Below are 15,032 nucleotides of genomic sequence, written 5' to 3'. Positions count from 1 at the left end.
GCAGCTCACATGTGCCCGGTCGTGAGGAACTTCTCGTGCCAGGACAGGGCCTCGGCGAGGATGTGCGGGGTATGCCGACCGGTCGGATTCGCGGCGATCGCACGCTCGAGGTAGTCGTTGAGACGATCGCGGTAGTCCGGGTGGGCGCAGTTGTCGATGATCTTCCGTGCCCTGGCCACCGGCGGCAGTCCGCGCAGATCGGCCAGGCCCTGTTCGGTGACCAGGATCTGAGTGTCGTGTTCGGTGTGGTCGATATGGCTGGCGAACGGCACGATCGCAGAGATCGCTCCCGCTTTGGCCTGCGAATTCGACACGAAGAAGTTGAGGTAGGCGTTGCGGGCGAAGTCACCGGAGCCGCCGATGCCGTTGATGATCGACGAACCGGTCACATGCGTGGAGTTGACGTTGCCGTAGATATCGGCCTCGACCATCCCGTTGATGGCGATGATGCCGAGGCGACGGATGGCTTCCGGGTGGTTCGACATCTCCTGGGTGCGCAGCAGGATCCTGCCCTTGTACGACTCGATCCGGTCATTGAAGTCCGCTGCCCGTTCGGCCGAGAGCGAGAACGCCGTCGCCGACACCGAGGTGAGCTTTCCGCTGTCGATGAGGTCGAGCATTCCGTCCTGGATGACTTCCGTATAGGCGGTCAGTCCCTCGAACTCACTGTCGGCGAGATTGCCCATCACCGCATTGGCGACATTGCCGACGCCTGACTGCAGCGGCAGCAGCTCCGGCGGCAGCCGATCTGCGGCGATCTCATGGCGGAGGAAATCAACGAGGTGGCCGGCAATCTCCTTCGAGTCCTCGTCGGCAGGTTTGAACGGCAGGTTCCGGTCCGGAGCGTTCGTCTCCACCACGGCGACGACCTTCGCCGGGTCGACACGCAGATAGGGGTCACCGATGCGCTGCATCGGCTCGAGCAGTTGGATCGGCAGCCGCTCGGGCGGACGCCGGGTTCCGTAGTAGACATCGTGGAAGCCTTCGTAGCCGCGCGGATGCCAGTCATTGACCTCGAGGATGACCTTGTCGGCCAGGTCGAGCCATGTCTTCGAGTTCCCGACGGAACTGCCGGGAACGAGCAGACCGTTGGGCAGGATCGCCGCGACTTCGACGACGGCGACGTCGAGGTTGCCGTAGAAGCCGAACCATGCCTGCTGAGCCGAATGGCTGAGGTGAGTGTCGACATAAGCGGTGTCACCGGAATTGATCGAGGCCCGCATAGCCGGATCGGATTGGAACGGCAGCCGTTTGCTCACCGCGTTCGCTTCGGCGAGTACCCCGTCGAGTTCCGGCGCCGTCGATGCTCCCGTCCACAGTTCGATGCGGAAGTCCTCACCACGGTCGTGGGCGGCCTGAGCACGTGCGGCCACCGCCCCCGGCACTGCCTTCGGGTACCCGGAACCGGTGAAACCGCTCATAGCCACGCGTTGGCCATTGTCGATATGGCGGGCTGCTTCCTCAGCGGTGACGGTCTTCGTGCTCAGTTCGGGGCAGGTGATTCTCGACATGACTCGCAGTCTATCGGGCTGCCGGGTGCCCGGCCGAGGCGGTCCCGCTGTCGTGGCCGGAGACGCCGTATCCGCTGTCGAACCATTGCGCTTCAACAACGTTGAGAGCCGGCTCCGGCACGGCGTCCGCTACCGCGACCGCGGCCTTCGACTGCCGAATCACCGTCTGGGAGAGACTCGGAACCGGAATCGTGACGATCGTCGCCAGCAGCAGAGCCAAGGTGAAGATCATCGTGCCGACGACCAGCGGCATACTCAGCGCCAGCACTCCGACGACGACAGCCGGAGCACCGGCCCCGGCATAGAAGGCGAGATAGAGTGCCGCGGAGATGCCGGCTCGGTTCTTCGGCGGAGTGAGCACGTCGATCTCCCGATTCGCTCCCCAGTAACTCAGCCCGTGCCCGATGCCAGTGGCCACGGCCGCGAACACCATGATGACCTTCACCGCCGCGGGACTGATCTCGGGCAGATTCGATGACAGCAGGAGTGCTGCCCCGAGCCCCATGAGCGTCAGCCCCAGGGTCTGAGCCGCCCGCGGTTGGAACTTCGGGGCTATCAGTTGGCTCGCGGCCGAGACGACGAGAACCGAGCCGACGATGAGGCCGGAGGTCAGGGTGCCCGAGTTCGGAATGATCGACTGTGCCATCGAAGGCAGCAGGGCAAGGAAGAGGCCGAGCGCCGTCCAGCCGATGAATCCGGTCAGAGCGGCGATGTTGAAGCTTGTGCGCATGGCGCCGGGCACTGACGGCCAGGTCGGCCTCCACCGCTGCCGAGTGATCGGCCGCTGCAGCGGCATCATCGCGATGAGGACCATGACGATGACGATCAGGAACACCATGACGAGGAACGGCAGAGCGAGCGGCGCCGTCGACAGCGATGACACGACGCCTGCAAGCATCGGGCCGAGGCCCGACCCCAAGACGAATGAAATCGTCGCCAGAGTCGACCCGAACCAGACTCGCCGCGCCGGCGAGGCCTCGACCATGAGAGCGATTCCGGCGCCGGTGCCCAACCCGAGTCCGATGCCGACCAGGGCTCTGCCGATGAACAGACCGGCGACTCCCGCCGTGTCGATCCCGAAAATCGCAGTGCCGAAGCCGACCAGAGCGATCGCCGCCAGCAGCACCGGCTTGCGGCCGAACGCATCAGCAGCCGAGCCGAACAGCAGCAGCGACGGCAGACAGCTGAAGACATAGGTCGCATAGAGCGAAGTCATCACGGACTCCGACATCCCGTGGGCCTCCTGCAGCAGCGGATACAGAGGGCTGGCCATGTTCGCGGCTGCCGAGAGAATGAGCAGGACCAACGCACCGAACCACAGCTGTCGCCTCGTCCCTCTGATACGTGCGTTCTCGGCCAAACGGAGCCTCCATCTCTTCGCGTCGTCTGTTCCCCCGGTGACTGCGGCTGCGTCTCCGAGTCTGCTCTGCGACCTCCTGGTGACTGCTCGCATCGCCCTGTCGATTCCATGATGGGGTCACGAGAGTATTGTTGTATATCGTAAGAAACCCCACGAAACCATTCGATAGGATCACATGATCGACAGTCGGCTCACCATGTTGAGCATGATCCAGCGACACGGCACGGTCACTGCCGCGGCACACTCGCTGCGCTACTCGCCGTCAACTGTGTCCCACCAGGTCAAACAGCTCGCTGCCGAGCTCGGAGTGACACTGCTCGAACAGCACGGGCGCAATGTCAGGCTCACCCCGGCTGCCGAGGCACTGCTGCGCCATGTCGATGTCATGTCGGCGGAGTGGGAGATGGCGCTGGCCGATCTCGGTCGCTACTCCGAGACTGTGTCCGGCTCGCTGGGACTGTGCGGTTTCTCCACCGCCGCCAGTCTGCTGCTGCCGCCGACGATGCGGGCTCTCAACCAGCAGTTCCCGCATATGCAGACTCAGACGATCGAAGCCGAACCCAGCGAATGCTACGACTTCCTGCTCTCCGGAGATGCCGATATCGGCATCGTCGTCGCGGCTCCCGACATCCCCGCCGGCGGTGATGATCGGTTCAGCCACCACTTCCTCATCGACGACCCGCTCGACCTCATGGTTCCCCTCGACCACCCCTTGGCGGACCGCGCAACGGTCACAATCGCCGATACCATCGATGAGATATGGATTCTGGGCAGGCCAGGCACCGGCTACCACCAGCTCGTCATGGCCAGCTGCGCGTCGGCCGGGTTCGCACCCCGCATCGGGCATTTCGCCGATGACTGGAACACGGGAACCGCTCTCGTCCACGGCGGCTTCGGAGTATGTGTGGCGTCAAGGATGTCGCGCTCGCAGGATCTTCACCCGGTGCGCCGAATCCCCATCAGCGGTGACAATGCCCCGTCACGGCACATCACGGCCGTGACCCGGACCGGAGCGGATGCCCGTGAGACTGTGGCGTTCGCTCTCAAGACGTTGTCGGTCGAGACGGAGCACCTGATGAGCCGCCTCGGTGCGGAGCTCCGGGACTGAGCTCAGTGTGCTTTTCGGACGACTCGGAATCCGATGTTCGACGCCGATGAGTCCGGAGTGTTCGAGGAGCGGGCAGCCACCCGGTAGCGATTGCAGTAGGAGTCATGGCACAGGAACGATCCTCCGCGCATGATCCGCTTGTCTCCGATGTCGGGGCCCTGGGGATCGGATTGCGGGGAATGCTGGTAGTAGTCGCGGGTGAACCAGTCGGCGCACCATTCCCATACATTGCCGACGGTGTTGAACAGGCCCAGCCCATTGGGCGCGAAGTGTCGGGCCGGTGCGGTGCCGATGAAGCCGTCGTCGAGGGTGTTCATACGCGGGAACTCGCCCTGCCAGATATTGCAGTTCCATCCCCCGTCGGTCAGCAGCCGATTGCCCCACGGATAGCGGCGGCCCTTGAGGCCCCCGCGAGCGGCGAGCTCCCATTCGGCTTCGCTCGGCAGCCGCGTCCCGGACCACGTGCAATAGGCATGGGCGTCGTCCCAGCTGATGTGGACGACAGGATGGTCTTTTCGATTGTCGATGCTCGATCCCGGACCTTCGGGTGCGGCCCAGTTCGCCCCGGAGACTTCGACCCACCAGGGCACGCCTGGAGCCTGACCGAGGATGTGAGCCTCTGCTCCCGGATTGGATTCCAAAAGCATGGCGAAGACCGCCGAGGTGCCCAAACGCTCCGCGGTGGTGACGAACCCCGTGTCAGCGACGAACCGGGCGAAATCATCATTCGTCACGCTTGTCGTCGCGATCTCGAATTCGGTGAGGTTCACACGGTGGCGTGGTCCCTCACCGTCGGTGGGATGCCCGTCGCCGAAGGGATCGCCCATGTCGAAGGCGCCGCCGGCGGTGACGAAGTCGAAGCTGAACTCGGGCTCCGACTCCGAATTCACGGCAGGATCAGCACCAGGGTGCGAAACATGACTGTCCACCGCCTCGGCGCGGCTGGTCGCCGGGGCGCAGCACGAATGGCCGTTCTGCGCCCCGGCAGTACTCAGGTCTCCGGTCTCTGTCACGCGTGGGCGCCCCTTTTCTCTCCGGGTCCGTCTCGATGCTGGGCGGACTCTGGGATCACCCTATGACCTCAGCCGGGGCTGGGGACAGTCCGGGACCTGACGGTCAGGTGAAGAGGCTGACTCCGCCCGGCCCCACGAGGCAGCCGACGACGATGAGGACGATTCCCCACAGCAGCTGTTTGCGGAAGATCGCAAAGATGCCGGAGATGACGAGGATCGCTGCGATGATCCAGAGGACGAAAGCCATTTGAGCTCCTATTTCCATGTGAGACACCTCGGTCGAGGATGGTTCATCCTTGCACGACATCTGCCGTCATTCGGGCTCATTCCGAACAACACGCCGCACCGAACCCCATCATGATCGGGGCGTGCCCGCGCGGTGTCTTCGCAGTGATTCGAGGCTGACTTCTCACGGTCTTGCAGAAGGGACCTGTACTCGCCGTCACGAATGCGAGACAGTGGACAGATGAACGGATCAGCTTCGCACGAACCGCTGCTGCATGCCGCCCTCAACGGTGATCGCGACCACCCGGCGACTCCGCGGACACCGCAGTCCATCGCCGCCGAGGCGGCCGCCGCCGTGGCAGCAGGTGCTCAGGCCATCCACCTCCACCCCTTCGATGCGACCGGCCGGCAGACCTTTCATGCCGAACCGGTCTCGGCCACGATTCTTGAGGTGCGTGCCGCGTGCCCGGGCATTCCGATCTCTTTGAGCACCGCGGCCGAAATCGAACCCGATCCGCAGGTCCGTCTCACGCTCATCTCCGAATGGACCGAGCTGCCTGACTTCGTCAGTGCCAATCAAGGTGAGTCGGGAATTCGCGAAGTGTGCGAACTGCTCATCGAGCGCGGTGTTCGAGTCGAGGCAGGTCTGCTCAGCCTCGACGATGCAGCGGCATTCGTCGATTCCGGGCTGGCCGACCGATGCGCACGTGTGCTCGTCGAACCCACTGTGACCGATCCGGATCATGCCTTGGCTGAGGCCGCCGCGATCGAGCGGGTCCTTGCCGATGCGGGCATCGAACTGCCGCAGGTCCACCATGGGGAGGGCATCGCCTCCTGGGTCGTCAATGCCCGAGCCATCAGGCGCGGCCACGGCATCCGCACCGGTTTGGAGGACACTCCGGTCCTCATCGACGGCACTCGGGCAACCGGCAATGGCGACCTCGTTTCGGTTGCCGCCGGTCTCCTCGCCGAGCTCGGGAACTGACCCGAGGTCTGACGGACAACGGTTCCCCCGGCTAACCTGTGGCCATGACTGATTTCCTCAAACTGCGGAAGTCCGCCCCGGACGGCTTCTTCGCCGCCGAGGCCGCCGGGCTGAGGTGGCTGGCCGAACCAGATGTGGTCCCGGTCGTCGAAGTGCTCGAACACGGGCCGGATTTTCTGCGGCTGCACCGTCTCCGGGAGACCGGTCCCGACGCCGAGGAGGCCGCTGCCTTCGGTCGTGCCCTCGCCGGGCTCCACGATGCGGGTGCTCCCGGTTTCGGTTGGTCACCGGCCCCGCAGTCATTCTTCGGCCCCCTCGACAGTCCCTTCGAGGTGCCTGCCGAGCCCGTCGACGATTTCACCGACTATTGGGTCGGGCAGCGCTTACGACCCCTGACCTCTGCGGTTGCCGGGGATCTCAGAGGTGAGGACCGGGCGACGGTCGCCTCGGCGATCGATGCCATCGCGTCTGGCGCCTTCGCCGGCATCTGCGGTGAGGGTGCGGAGACGCCGGCCCGCGTCCACGGCGATCTGTGGGCGGGGAATCTTATGTGGTCACCGACCGGGGTGACGCTCATCGATCCGGCCGCCCACGGCGGTCACCGACTGGAAGACCTCGCGTTGCTCGCCCTTTTCGGTGCCCCGTTTCTCGGGGAGATCTTCTCCGGCTACGAACAGGCCCACCCGATGCCGGACGGTTGGCAGGAGGACCTGCCGGCGCACAGCTTCTTCGCTCTGCTCGCTCATATCCGTCTGTTCGGGCGCGGATTCCTCGGGCAGGCGGTCAGCGCCGCCCGGTCGATCATCGCCCGGGCGGAACAGCTGCACCGGTGAGGTCACTTCAAGGAGATCTCCACCGGGTCGGAGAACAGTCCGCCGGCGAAGGTCAGCTTGTTCGGGTCGGCGTCTTCGGGCACGTCGAAGACGAGGACACCCTCGGCGGTGTTTCCGGGGTTGATCTCTTCGAGGAAGAGGATGTTGTTCTCGGCCGCATAGATACCGGCTTCTGAGTCCGCAGAGTAGGTGTTGCCGGACTCATCACCGAGTTTGATGTCGTCTTCGAAGAAGAAGTTCGGATCCGATCCGGTGTTCTTCACCGACAGTTCGATCTGGACGAACTGTCCCTGTGCCTTGGCGTTGAGGAATTCGTCGCCGACCTGTGAGACACCATCCTCGACCTCTGCGACGGTGATCTCCCAGTCATCGGCGGCCACGGTGTCTCCGATACCGTACGAAGCCTCCTCGGCGGGTTTGTCGGCGGCCTCCTTCTTCTTCGTGGACTCCCCCGACTGCTGAGCGTCGGACGAGCCGCCCTCCGCAGTGTTGGTGTCATCTCCCCCGCCTCCGATCGCGCTGGCAACGGCGATGATGACGATGACGACGAGCAGCCAGAACCACCAGCGCTTCAGCAACGGCTTCTTCCGCTTCGGCGGCTTCTGGCCGTAGGGCTGCTGCGGGTAGCCGCCGGCTCCGTAGGCAGGTGCGTTCTGTGCTGGTGCCCACTGTTGGGGGTCGAAGTTATGAGCTGGCTGCTGGTGGTTGCTGTGAGGGGGCTGGTGCTGCGGGGACCATTGGTGCTGAGGCTGTGGTGACTGCGGCTGCTGCGGGGTGTTCTGGGGATTCCGCGAATGGGACATGACGCTCCTTCGAAGCTGGTTCTGGCTGACTGCTCCAGCTTCGTCCCGTCCGCGCCCCGGCGCGTCCGCAATCGGGCTGGACCGCACCAGCCGATCGGTTGATCCCGTCCAGCTGAAAGGTGGACTACGTGTGTCAGCCCCCGCGGTTACGATTCTCTTGTGTCAGTACAATCCGCCCCTCGCCGCAGAATCCCGCGCGGCGTGCGCATCGCCGGCAGCATCCTCGTCGGCGTCATTCTCTACCTCTTCGGGTTCTTCACCTCGTCAATGGCGGTGACGGCCCATGCCTGGGCCTTCTCCGACGGGGAACTCAACGACACCGGACTCGTTGCCGTCCTGCTGCTGTTCCTCGTGTGGGGACTCGTCTTCCTCCGTCACCGATGGCCGTGGGTGCCCTTCGTCGCCGGAGGACTGCTCACCGCGGGTTGGGGCGATGCGCTGATGCTGCTCATTGCGGTCTTCCACCTCGTCGTCCGAGCACCCCGGCGGCAGGCGATCACCGCCTCGGCGGTGGGCACCGGACTGATCGCGTTCTCCACGGTGAGGATGTGTCTGGCACCCGCTGAGCACAATCCCTTCAGCATCTTCTTCCTGCCCGATCCGGCTCAGGTCACCGGGCTCGAGGCGACCATTCCGCCGGAGGATGCGCACCTGGCGATCAGTATCATCACGGTCGCTGCCGGAGTCATCGGACTGTGTACGGCGCTGGGAGTCGGTGCGCTTCTGCGTCGGACTCGGAAGATGAGGGCGGTCGAGTCGATCGCCGAACGCGAAGCTCTGCGCAATGAGTCGCTCACGGCCGAGATCGCGCGGCAGTCGGAACGAGAGCTCTTGGCACGCGAGCTTCACGACACGCTCTCCCACCGACTGTCGGTGATATCTCTGCATACCGGTGCCCTTGAGGTCGGGGCACGCACCGACCCCGAGGTCGCTGCGACGGCGTCTGCCCTGCGGGAGGAGGCCCGTGCGTCCATGGAGGATCTGCGTCATCTGGTGGGTGGTGTGAGGAGCGGAGATCTGGCCCGTCCGCGGCCTGGCCATGGTATCTCGTCGCCTCCGAGCCGTGCGACGATGTCAGCGATTCCCGAGCTCATCTCCTCTGTGGCCTCCACCGGTACGGTCATCCGCCCCTTCGTCGTCATCCAGGACGTGGACTCGTGCCCGCCTGCGCTCGACCGTGCGGCCTTTCGCATTGTTCAGGAGGCTCTGACCAACGCGATGAAGCATGCACCGAACGTGCCCGTGACGGTGGACGTCGCCGTCTCGGCAGCTCGCGGAATCCAGATCTCGGTGAGCAATCCGCTTCCGCGTGGTTCAGCCCCGGTCGATGTTCCGCCTCGCCCCCGATACGCACCGGGTTCGGCGCGAGAACCCGGCGCCGGTGCGCCCGCTCAGAAGTGGGGGCTGCCCGGGACGAGTCCGGTGCCGCACGAAGCGCACTTGGCGTCGACCGGGTCGGGATCCGGGATTGTCGGCATCCGGGAGCGCGCCGAGATGTTCGGCGGAGACGCGTCGATCGGGGTGGTCGGCAATGAGTTCCACGTCCAGGTGAGCTTCCGGTCCTTCTCTCCTCCGAACTGATTCGCAGCCTCTCCGGACTGTTTCCGATCCTGTCCGGACTGTTTCGCATTCTGCCGGAACGTCTGCCGATAACGGCCGAAAGAGCCATGTGGAACAGCGACTTCAGCGCTGCGACAAGCTGTGACAGCAGCCTCAGGTATTGTGACATTCATGAACCAAGCCGCCCCGATCCGAGTCATGGTCGTCGATGACGATCCCATGGTCATCACCGGGATCAGGGGGATACTCCAGGCGGCCGACGGCATCGACGTCGTCGCCTCGGCGTTGAGCGGGGAAGAGTCCGTCGAGCAGGCAGGTCTGCATTTTCCCGATGTCGTGCTCATGGACATACGGATGCCCGGAATCGGCGGGATCGAAGCTACTCAGCGTCTGCTCAACAGTGTACGACCGCCGAAGGTGGTGTCTCTGACGAGCATGAGCAGCGACGATCACCTCTTCAGGGCGCTCGAGGCGGGAGCCGCCGGATACCTCCTCAAGGACATCGGCCCTGTGGATCTCGCTGCTGCGGTCCGCAAGGTCCACGCAGGTGAGCCCATTCTCGCCCCGCAGTCGATGCGGCAGGTCATCGCCAAGGTCAGGTCGAACTCCGACCATCGGCTACAGAGGGAGGCCCTTGAGTTGCTGGCCGGACTCACCGATCGCGAGCGGCAGATCGCCGAGCTCGTGGCCGACGGTCTGTCGAATCAGGAGATCGCCGAGGAGACGTTCATGAGCCTGGCTACGGTCAAGACTCACCTCAATCGAATCAACGTCAAGCTGGACACGAACAATCGCGTGCGCATCGCCACGATGGTCGTTCGCGCCCGCGGGCACTGATTCCGATAGATCGACCGGCGCGACTTTCAGAGAATCCTCGCAAGAATTCACCGTTTCTTTATCCCCCACAGCAGAAGTGATTGTCGACTCCGTCTAAAATCGACTCTGATGGTTGCTGAACCCTATGTCGAATCCGAGAAGCTGATCAGCAACCCCTCAGATCGCAGTCAGTGGACAGAACGAGCACAGGGGTTGCTGTCCTGGGCAACCTCAATCTGGGTCTTGGCGATCGCTTTCATCGTCGTCACATTCGCCGCAGCCGGCCCGCTGCGAGTCTGGGACTACAAGCTCAATCGACGGTGGCTCTATCTCTTCGAACCCGATCTCGTCTGGTTCGTTCAGCACATCCTCGACCCCATCGCAGGCCAGGCAGTCTGTCTTCCCGTCTTGGCGATCACCGCGATCGTGCTGTCGCGCAAACGTCGGTCCTGGCGACCGATCGTCTTCGCGATCGCTGTCGAAGCGGCCTTCTACCTCGGCATCGGTTCACTCAAGGTCCTCCTCGCTCGACCGGCGACCACCCTGCACGATCCGCGGTTCTTCCAAGGCGGTCTCATCGAAATCGGCGGCCGCGGAATCAGCTATCCGTCCGGGCACGCGGCCGAAGCCGTGCTCATCTACGGCGCGGTCGCCTACCTCATTGCCACTTACGGCAAGGTCTCCACCAGAACCGTGCGCCTATTGTGCTGGGGCGTCGCAGCGGTCAGCGTGAACTCCGTGGTCGTGTCCTTCGCCCTCGGCTGGCACTGGGCCACCGACCTCATCGGAGGTCTGCTGATCGGCGGATTCTTCCTGCGACTGCTCATCATCGCCGATCGGCGAATACCTGACCCCAGAACCTGACGGCACTCACAGCCAGGAATCGTCGAGCTCCATGAATGTCGTCGCCCTGCTCTCAACGAGATCGAACCATGGGCCGGTCTGCGGCAGTTCGTGGGCGAAGAAATACCGCGCCGCGGCGATCTTTCCCCTGAGGAAAGCAGAGTCGCCACGTTCACCGACGGTCGCCTCAGCAGCCATTCCCTGCTGCAGCCACAGCCACGCCATCACCGTATGGCCCACTGCTTCCAAATAGGTCCACGCATTGTCGAGGGCCACCGTTGGATCCCCGCTCGACCACACTGCGGCAGTCACGGATTCGATGCGATCGACGGCTGACGTCAGTGCCGCGGTCTCACCTGACCATTCGGATCGGTCGGTCGCCTCGGCGAGGGTCTCCCGCATCTGCTCCAGCAGCACCTGCAGACCGGCCCCACCCTTCATGATGACCTTACGGCCGAGCAGATCCTTGGCCTGGATGCCGTGCGTGCCCTCGTGGATCGGGTTGAGCCGATTGTCGCGGTAGAGCTGCTCCACATCATGATCGCGAGTGTATCCCGCTCCGCCGAGCACCTGAATGGCGTGGTCGTTGGCTTTCAGGCACCACACGCTCGGCCAGGTCTTGACGATCGGGGTGAGCACATCGAGCAGCAGTGCCGCACGGTCACGCTCGGCCTCGGAATCAGCAGTTTCGGATTCGTCGAGCAGACGCGCGGCATAGAGGATGAGTCCGAGCCCGCCCTCGACGTAGCTCTTCGACGACAGCAGCATGCGCCGGACATCGGAGTGTTCCGCGATCGGGATCGGCTCACCAGCGGATCCCTTCGCACCGTCGGGACGACCCTGGCGGCGGTCGCGGGCATAGCGGAGGGCATCGAGGTACCCGTGGTACCCCAGTCCGACCGCACCTGCTCCGACACCGATGCGAGCCTCGTTCATCATGTGGAACATACAGGCCAGACCCTTGCCCCGCTCCCCCACGAGGTAGCCCACAGCACCAGCGGAACCGGCCGGAGTGTGCGTGCCCTCACCGAAGTTGAGCAGAGTGTTCGTCGTTCCGCGCCACCCCATCTTGTGATTGAGCCCTGACAGAACGACATCATTGCGTTCTCCGAGGCTGCCATCGTCGTTGACGAGGTACTTCGGAACGAGGAACAGACTCAGGCCTTTGACACCTGGCTGGTCACCCTCGGCACGGGCCAGGACGAGGTGGACGATGTTCTCCGAGAGTTCGTGGTCGCCGCCGGAGATCCACATCTTCGTGCCGTGGACGCGGAACGCATCGTCGCCGCCCTGGGGATCCGGAACGGCTCTCGTCGAGACATCTCCCAGCGAGGAGCCGACCTCGGGTTCGGACAGGCACATGGTGCCGAAGAAGCGGCCGTCGAGCTCGGGCACAACGTACTTCTCGATCTGTTCTTCGGTGCCGTACTCGAGCAGCAGATTGGCGTTGGCCATGGTCAGCATCGGGTAGCTGGCGGTGCCGATATTAGCCGCCTGGAACCAGGCGAAACAGGCCTTCGCGACCGTCTGCGGCAGCTGAATTCCGCCGACACTCTCATCCATCGTCGCCGACAGCAGACCGATGCCGGCGAACTGGTCGAGTGCAGACTTGATCTCAGGAATCAACGTCACCGCAGTGCCGTCGAAAGTCGGTTCATTGAGGTCGGACTTCCGTGCATGGGTCGCGAACCGCTCCTTAGCAAGCTCCTCGCTGGCTTCGAGCACGGAGTCGAAGACCTCACGCGAATGGTCGGAGAAGCGAGGTCGGTCGCAGAGTTCGTCGACCTTGAGCCAGTCGTAGAGTTGGAACTCGATGTCCTTGGCGGAGAGGATGGATTCTGTCGCAGTCGTCAAGACGCCATTGCCTTTGCTCTGTTCAGTCACGAGACCAAACTAGAGCTAAACGTTCGTTAAGTAAAGCGATTCGCCCTCTCACAGTGCAAAGGTTTGGCTATTGATCAGTTGTGAGGTCCGCCAAACGCTCCTCATCCCTGGGTTTAGGCCCCCGCGAGAGCTATAATTCTCTCTACAATCTGCGTGGGAATGGGGCGAAGGATCATGACCGCAGAAACGCATCGATCATCGAAGTTGGCAGAGACGATCGAAAAGTTCTCGAAGGCGTTCAAGAGCGCCAACATCGGCCAGGGGCAGAAGGTCGGCTACCGAGAGGACAGCTCCGAAGAACGGCTGCAAGCCACGGCCGAACACGAGGGAGTGAAGCTCTACCGCAATCCCGACGGCTCTCATCTCGCTGTCGACGAATCCCACTCGAGCTACGACGACTGATCATCGATCAGCCTGAGAGCTGATTCGTCGGCTCGAGCGAACATCAGCAGCCCGGTACACGGCTATCCGCGTGCCGGGTCCTGCTGTGCCCCAGGTAGGATCGCCAGGGCCATGACCCCACGCCGCATTGTCGGCGGAACAATGATGCTGATCTGAAAGGCAGAGCCTATGCCCTCCCCCACTGCCTCGCCTGCGCAGTCCTCCGACACGAAGACACAGCCGTCGGGATTCCTCCGGATCCTGCGCAACTACCGCTTCCCGCTCTTCATCCTCACCGGCGTGGTCGTCGGTGCCGTCATCGGCCTCATCTTCGGGGAACGTGCCACCGTCATCAAACCGTTCGGCACGCTGTTCATCAACATGATGTTCACTCTTGTCGTGCCGCTCGTGTTCTTCTCCATCGCTTCCGCAGTCGCGGGAATGTCCTCGGCCGCGCGACTGGGCAAGATCATGGGCAGCATGCTCGGAGTCTTCGCCGTCACCGGCATCATCGCCTCCATCGTCATGGTCGCCGCGCTGCGCATCTTCAACGCCACCGACGGCGTCCAGGTGGAGATGCAGGAGCCGGAGAACGTCGAGGACGTAGGGTCCATCGGCGACCAGCTCGTCCAGACCGTCGTCGTCGACGACTTCTCTAAGATCCTGTCCGCCGAGCACATGCTCGCCCTCATCGTCTTCGCCGTCATCGTCGGCTTCGCCACCAGCAGGATCGGCGATGCGGGCAAGCCGTTCGCCCAGTTCCTCAATTCCGGCACCGAGGTGTTCCTCAAGTTCACCTCGATCATCATGTACTACGCCCCTATCGGTCTCGGGGCCTACTTCGCCGCTCTCATCGGTGACCTCGGCTCCCAGCTCGTCGGGGACTATGTTCGCGCTTTCCTCGTCTACTATCCGGTGGCGATCGCCTACTTCATCCTCGCGTTCACGTTCTACTCCTGCCTGGCCGGTGGCCGCCGAGGCGTCTCTCGGTTCTGGAGCAATATCCTCGAGCCCACGGCGATCTCTTTGGGCACATCCTCCTCGGTGGCGGCGATCCCGGCGAACCTGCGTGCCGGAGAGAAGATCGGAGTCCCCCGTGACATCCGGGAGACGATCGTGCCGATCGGTGCCACGATCCACATGGAAGGCTCGAGCCTGTCCGCGATCCTCAAGATCGCCTTCCTCTTTGCCGTGTTCCAGCGCGACTTCTTCACCCTGGAGAACATCCTCATCGCCATCGCCGTGGCGCTGCTGGCCGGAATGGTCATGGCAGGAATCCCCTCAGGCGGCTTCATCGGCGAGCTCATGATCATCACCCTCTACGGCTTCCCGGCCGCGGCACTGCCGATCATCCAGATCATCGGGACCGTCATCGATCCCCCGGCCACCACGGTCAATTCCGTCGGCGATCAGGCGAGCTCGATGATGGTCGCGCGCATCCTCGACGGCAAGGACTGGATGGACAAAGCCAAAGAGGATGATCACGATTCGGTTCCGTATGCTCAGTGAATCTGTCACACTCCCGAGCTCGTAGATTCGGACAAGGCTCCTTCTGGCCGAATGTCTCGGAGATGTCATAGGAACGCAATAGAACTTCCGCATTTGCGACTCGGCATCTCAGCTTCTGTTCAGTTTCGGGCAAAAGGCTCTCACCTGGGCTGACGATACTCGATTCCAGCAATGTTCCTGATCTGTAAGAGGAGATGTCAC

Annotated in this window: 14 protein-coding genes; 8 read left to right on the top strand and 6 right to left on the bottom strand. The window is 63.4% G+C overall.

Annotated features, from left to right (window positions below):
* Positions 1-5: 5 nt before the first annotated feature.
* Positions 6-1,511, bottom strand: a complete 1,506-nt coding sequence (gene scpC / locus AC239G_RS07040) for a succinyl-CoA:acetate CoA-transferase ScpC (RefSeq protein ID WP_482401622.1) — start codon at positions 1,509-1,511, stop codon at positions 6-8.
* A gap of 10 nt (positions 1,512-1,521) precedes the next feature.
* Positions 1,522-2,871, bottom strand: a complete 1,350-nt coding sequence (locus tag AC239G_RS07035; protein WP_482401621.1) for an MFS transporter — start codon at positions 2,869-2,871, stop codon at positions 1,522-1,524.
* A 175-nt stretch (positions 2,872-3,046) separates the two neighbouring features.
* On the opposite strand from AC239G_RS07035, the gene AC239G_RS07030 reads away from it, so the two are divergent.
* On the top strand, positions 3,047-3,979 hold the full coding sequence (locus AC239G_RS07030; protein ID WP_482401620.1) for a LysR family transcriptional regulator: 933 nt from the start codon (positions 3,047-3,049) through the stop codon (positions 3,977-3,979).
* A 2-nt stretch (positions 3,980-3,981) separates the two neighbouring features.
* Here AC239G_RS07030 and AC239G_RS07025 read toward each other — a convergent pair whose 3' ends face one another.
* The gene (locus AC239G_RS07025) at positions 3,982-4,992 is read right to left on the bottom strand and encodes a formylglycine-generating enzyme family protein (protein ID WP_248284044.1); all 1,011 of its coding nucleotides are present in this window, start codon (positions 4,990-4,992) and stop codon (positions 3,982-3,984) included.
* A gap of 103 nt (positions 4,993-5,095) precedes the next feature.
* Positions 5,096-5,239, bottom strand: coding sequence for a GPGG-motif small membrane protein (locus tag AC239G_RS07020; RefSeq protein WP_167443931.1), 144 nt, complete (start codon positions 5,237-5,239; stop codon positions 5,096-5,098).
* A 219-nt stretch (positions 5,240-5,458) separates the two neighbouring features.
* Between AC239G_RS07020 and AC239G_RS07015 the strand changes: the two genes are divergently transcribed.
* Both AC239G_RS07015 and AC239G_RS07010 read left to right on the top strand, forming a co-directional pair.
* A complete protein-coding gene (locus tag AC239G_RS07015; protein ID WP_487490009.1) occupies positions 5,459-6,202 on the top strand; it encodes a 3-keto-5-aminohexanoate cleavage protein in 744 nt (247 codons plus the stop codon).
* Between the two features lie 44 nt (positions 6,203-6,246).
* A complete protein-coding gene (locus tag AC239G_RS07010) occupies positions 6,247-7,035 on the top strand; it encodes a fructosamine kinase family protein (protein WP_139469585.1) in 789 nt (262 codons plus the stop codon).
* Between the two features lie 2 nt (positions 7,036-7,037).
* Here AC239G_RS07010 and AC239G_RS07005 read toward each other — a convergent pair whose 3' ends face one another.
* Positions 7,038-7,838: a DUF4352 domain-containing protein gene (locus AC239G_RS07005; RefSeq protein ID WP_139469586.1), complete on the bottom strand. Its 801-nt coding sequence runs from the start codon at positions 7,836-7,838 to the stop codon at positions 7,038-7,040.
* A 159-nt stretch (positions 7,839-7,997) separates the two neighbouring features.
* On the opposite strand from AC239G_RS07005, the gene AC239G_RS07000 reads away from it, so the two are divergent.
* From AC239G_RS07000 to AC239G_RS06990, 3 genes are all read left to right on the top strand, one after another.
* Positions 7,998-9,419, top strand: coding sequence for a sensor histidine kinase (locus AC239G_RS07000; RefSeq protein ID WP_482401618.1), 1,422 nt, complete (start codon positions 7,998-8,000; stop codon positions 9,417-9,419).
* A 150-nt stretch (positions 9,420-9,569) separates the two neighbouring features.
* On the top strand, positions 9,570-10,235 hold the full coding sequence (locus AC239G_RS06995) for a response regulator (RefSeq protein WP_139469587.1): 666 nt from the start codon (positions 9,570-9,572) through the stop codon (positions 10,233-10,235).
* Between the two features lie 108 nt (positions 10,236-10,343).
* Positions 10,344-11,078 (top strand): phosphatase PAP2 family protein, encoded by a 735-nt coding sequence (locus AC239G_RS06990; protein ID WP_248284046.1) that lies wholly within the window; start codon positions 10,344-10,346, stop codon positions 11,076-11,078.
* Positions 11,079-11,084: 6 nt separating this feature from the next.
* On the opposite strand, the gene AC239G_RS06985 is transcribed toward AC239G_RS06990, so the two are convergent.
* Complete coding sequence (locus AC239G_RS06985) at positions 11,085-12,941, bottom strand: acyl-CoA dehydrogenase (RefSeq protein ID WP_487490008.1); 1,857 nt, start codon at positions 12,939-12,941, stop codon at positions 11,085-11,087.
* Between the two features lie 174 nt (positions 12,942-13,115).
* On the opposite strand from AC239G_RS06985, the gene AC239G_RS06980 reads away from it, so the two are divergent.
* A complete protein-coding gene (locus AC239G_RS06980; protein ID WP_096641259.1) occupies positions 13,116-13,343 on the top strand; it encodes a hypothetical protein in 228 nt (75 codons plus the stop codon).
* Between the two features lie 168 nt (positions 13,344-13,511).
* Entirely contained in the window at positions 13,512-14,831 is a 1,320-nt protein-coding gene (locus tag AC239G_RS06975; RefSeq protein ID WP_139469589.1) for a dicarboxylate/amino acid:cation symporter, read from the top strand.
* Positions 14,832-15,032: the final 201 nt, after the last annotated feature.

The organism is Brevibacterium sp. Lmc1 (genome assembly GCF_057654315.1).
The sequence above is the reverse complement of the archived record's forward strand: the minus strand, read 5'-3'. Positions and strand labels throughout refer to the sequence as shown.

What these genes read in the sequence shown, in the direction of transcription:
- scpC (WP_482401622.1), bottom strand. Translation starts at nt 1,511, where the DNA reads ATGTCGAGAATCACCTGCCCCGAACTGAGCACGAAGACCGTCACCGCT.
- AC239G_RS07030 (WP_482401620.1), top strand. Translation starts at nt 3,047, where the DNA reads ATGATCGACAGTCGGCTCACCATGTTGAGCATGATCCAGCGACACGGC.
- AC239G_RS07020 (WP_167443931.1), bottom strand. Translation starts at nt 5,239, where the DNA reads ATGGCTTTCGTCCTCTGGATCATCGCAGCGATCCTCGTCATCTCCGGC.
- AC239G_RS07015 (WP_487490009.1), top strand. Translation starts at nt 5,459, where the DNA reads ATGAACGGATCAGCTTCGCACGAACCGCTGCTGCATGCCGCCCTCAAC.
- AC239G_RS07010 (WP_139469585.1), top strand. Translation starts at nt 6,247, where the DNA reads ATGACTGATTTCCTCAAACTGCGGAAGTCCGCCCCGGACGGCTTCTTC.
- AC239G_RS07005 (WP_139469586.1), bottom strand. Translation starts at nt 7,838, where the DNA reads ATGTCCCATTCGCGGAATCCCCAGAACACCCCGCAGCAGCCGCAGTCA.
- AC239G_RS06995 (WP_139469587.1), top strand. Translation starts at nt 9,570, where the DNA reads ATGAACCAAGCCGCCCCGATCCGAGTCATGGTCGTCGATGACGATCCC.
- AC239G_RS06990 (WP_248284046.1), top strand. Translation starts at nt 10,344, where the DNA reads ATGGTTGCTGAACCCTATGTCGAATCCGAGAAGCTGATCAGCAACCCC.
- AC239G_RS06980 (WP_096641259.1), top strand. Translation starts at nt 13,116, where the DNA reads ATGACCGCAGAAACGCATCGATCATCGAAGTTGGCAGAGACGATCGAA.
- AC239G_RS06975 (WP_139469589.1), top strand. Translation starts at nt 13,512, where the DNA reads ATGCCCTCCCCCACTGCCTCGCCTGCGCAGTCCTCCGACACGAAGACA.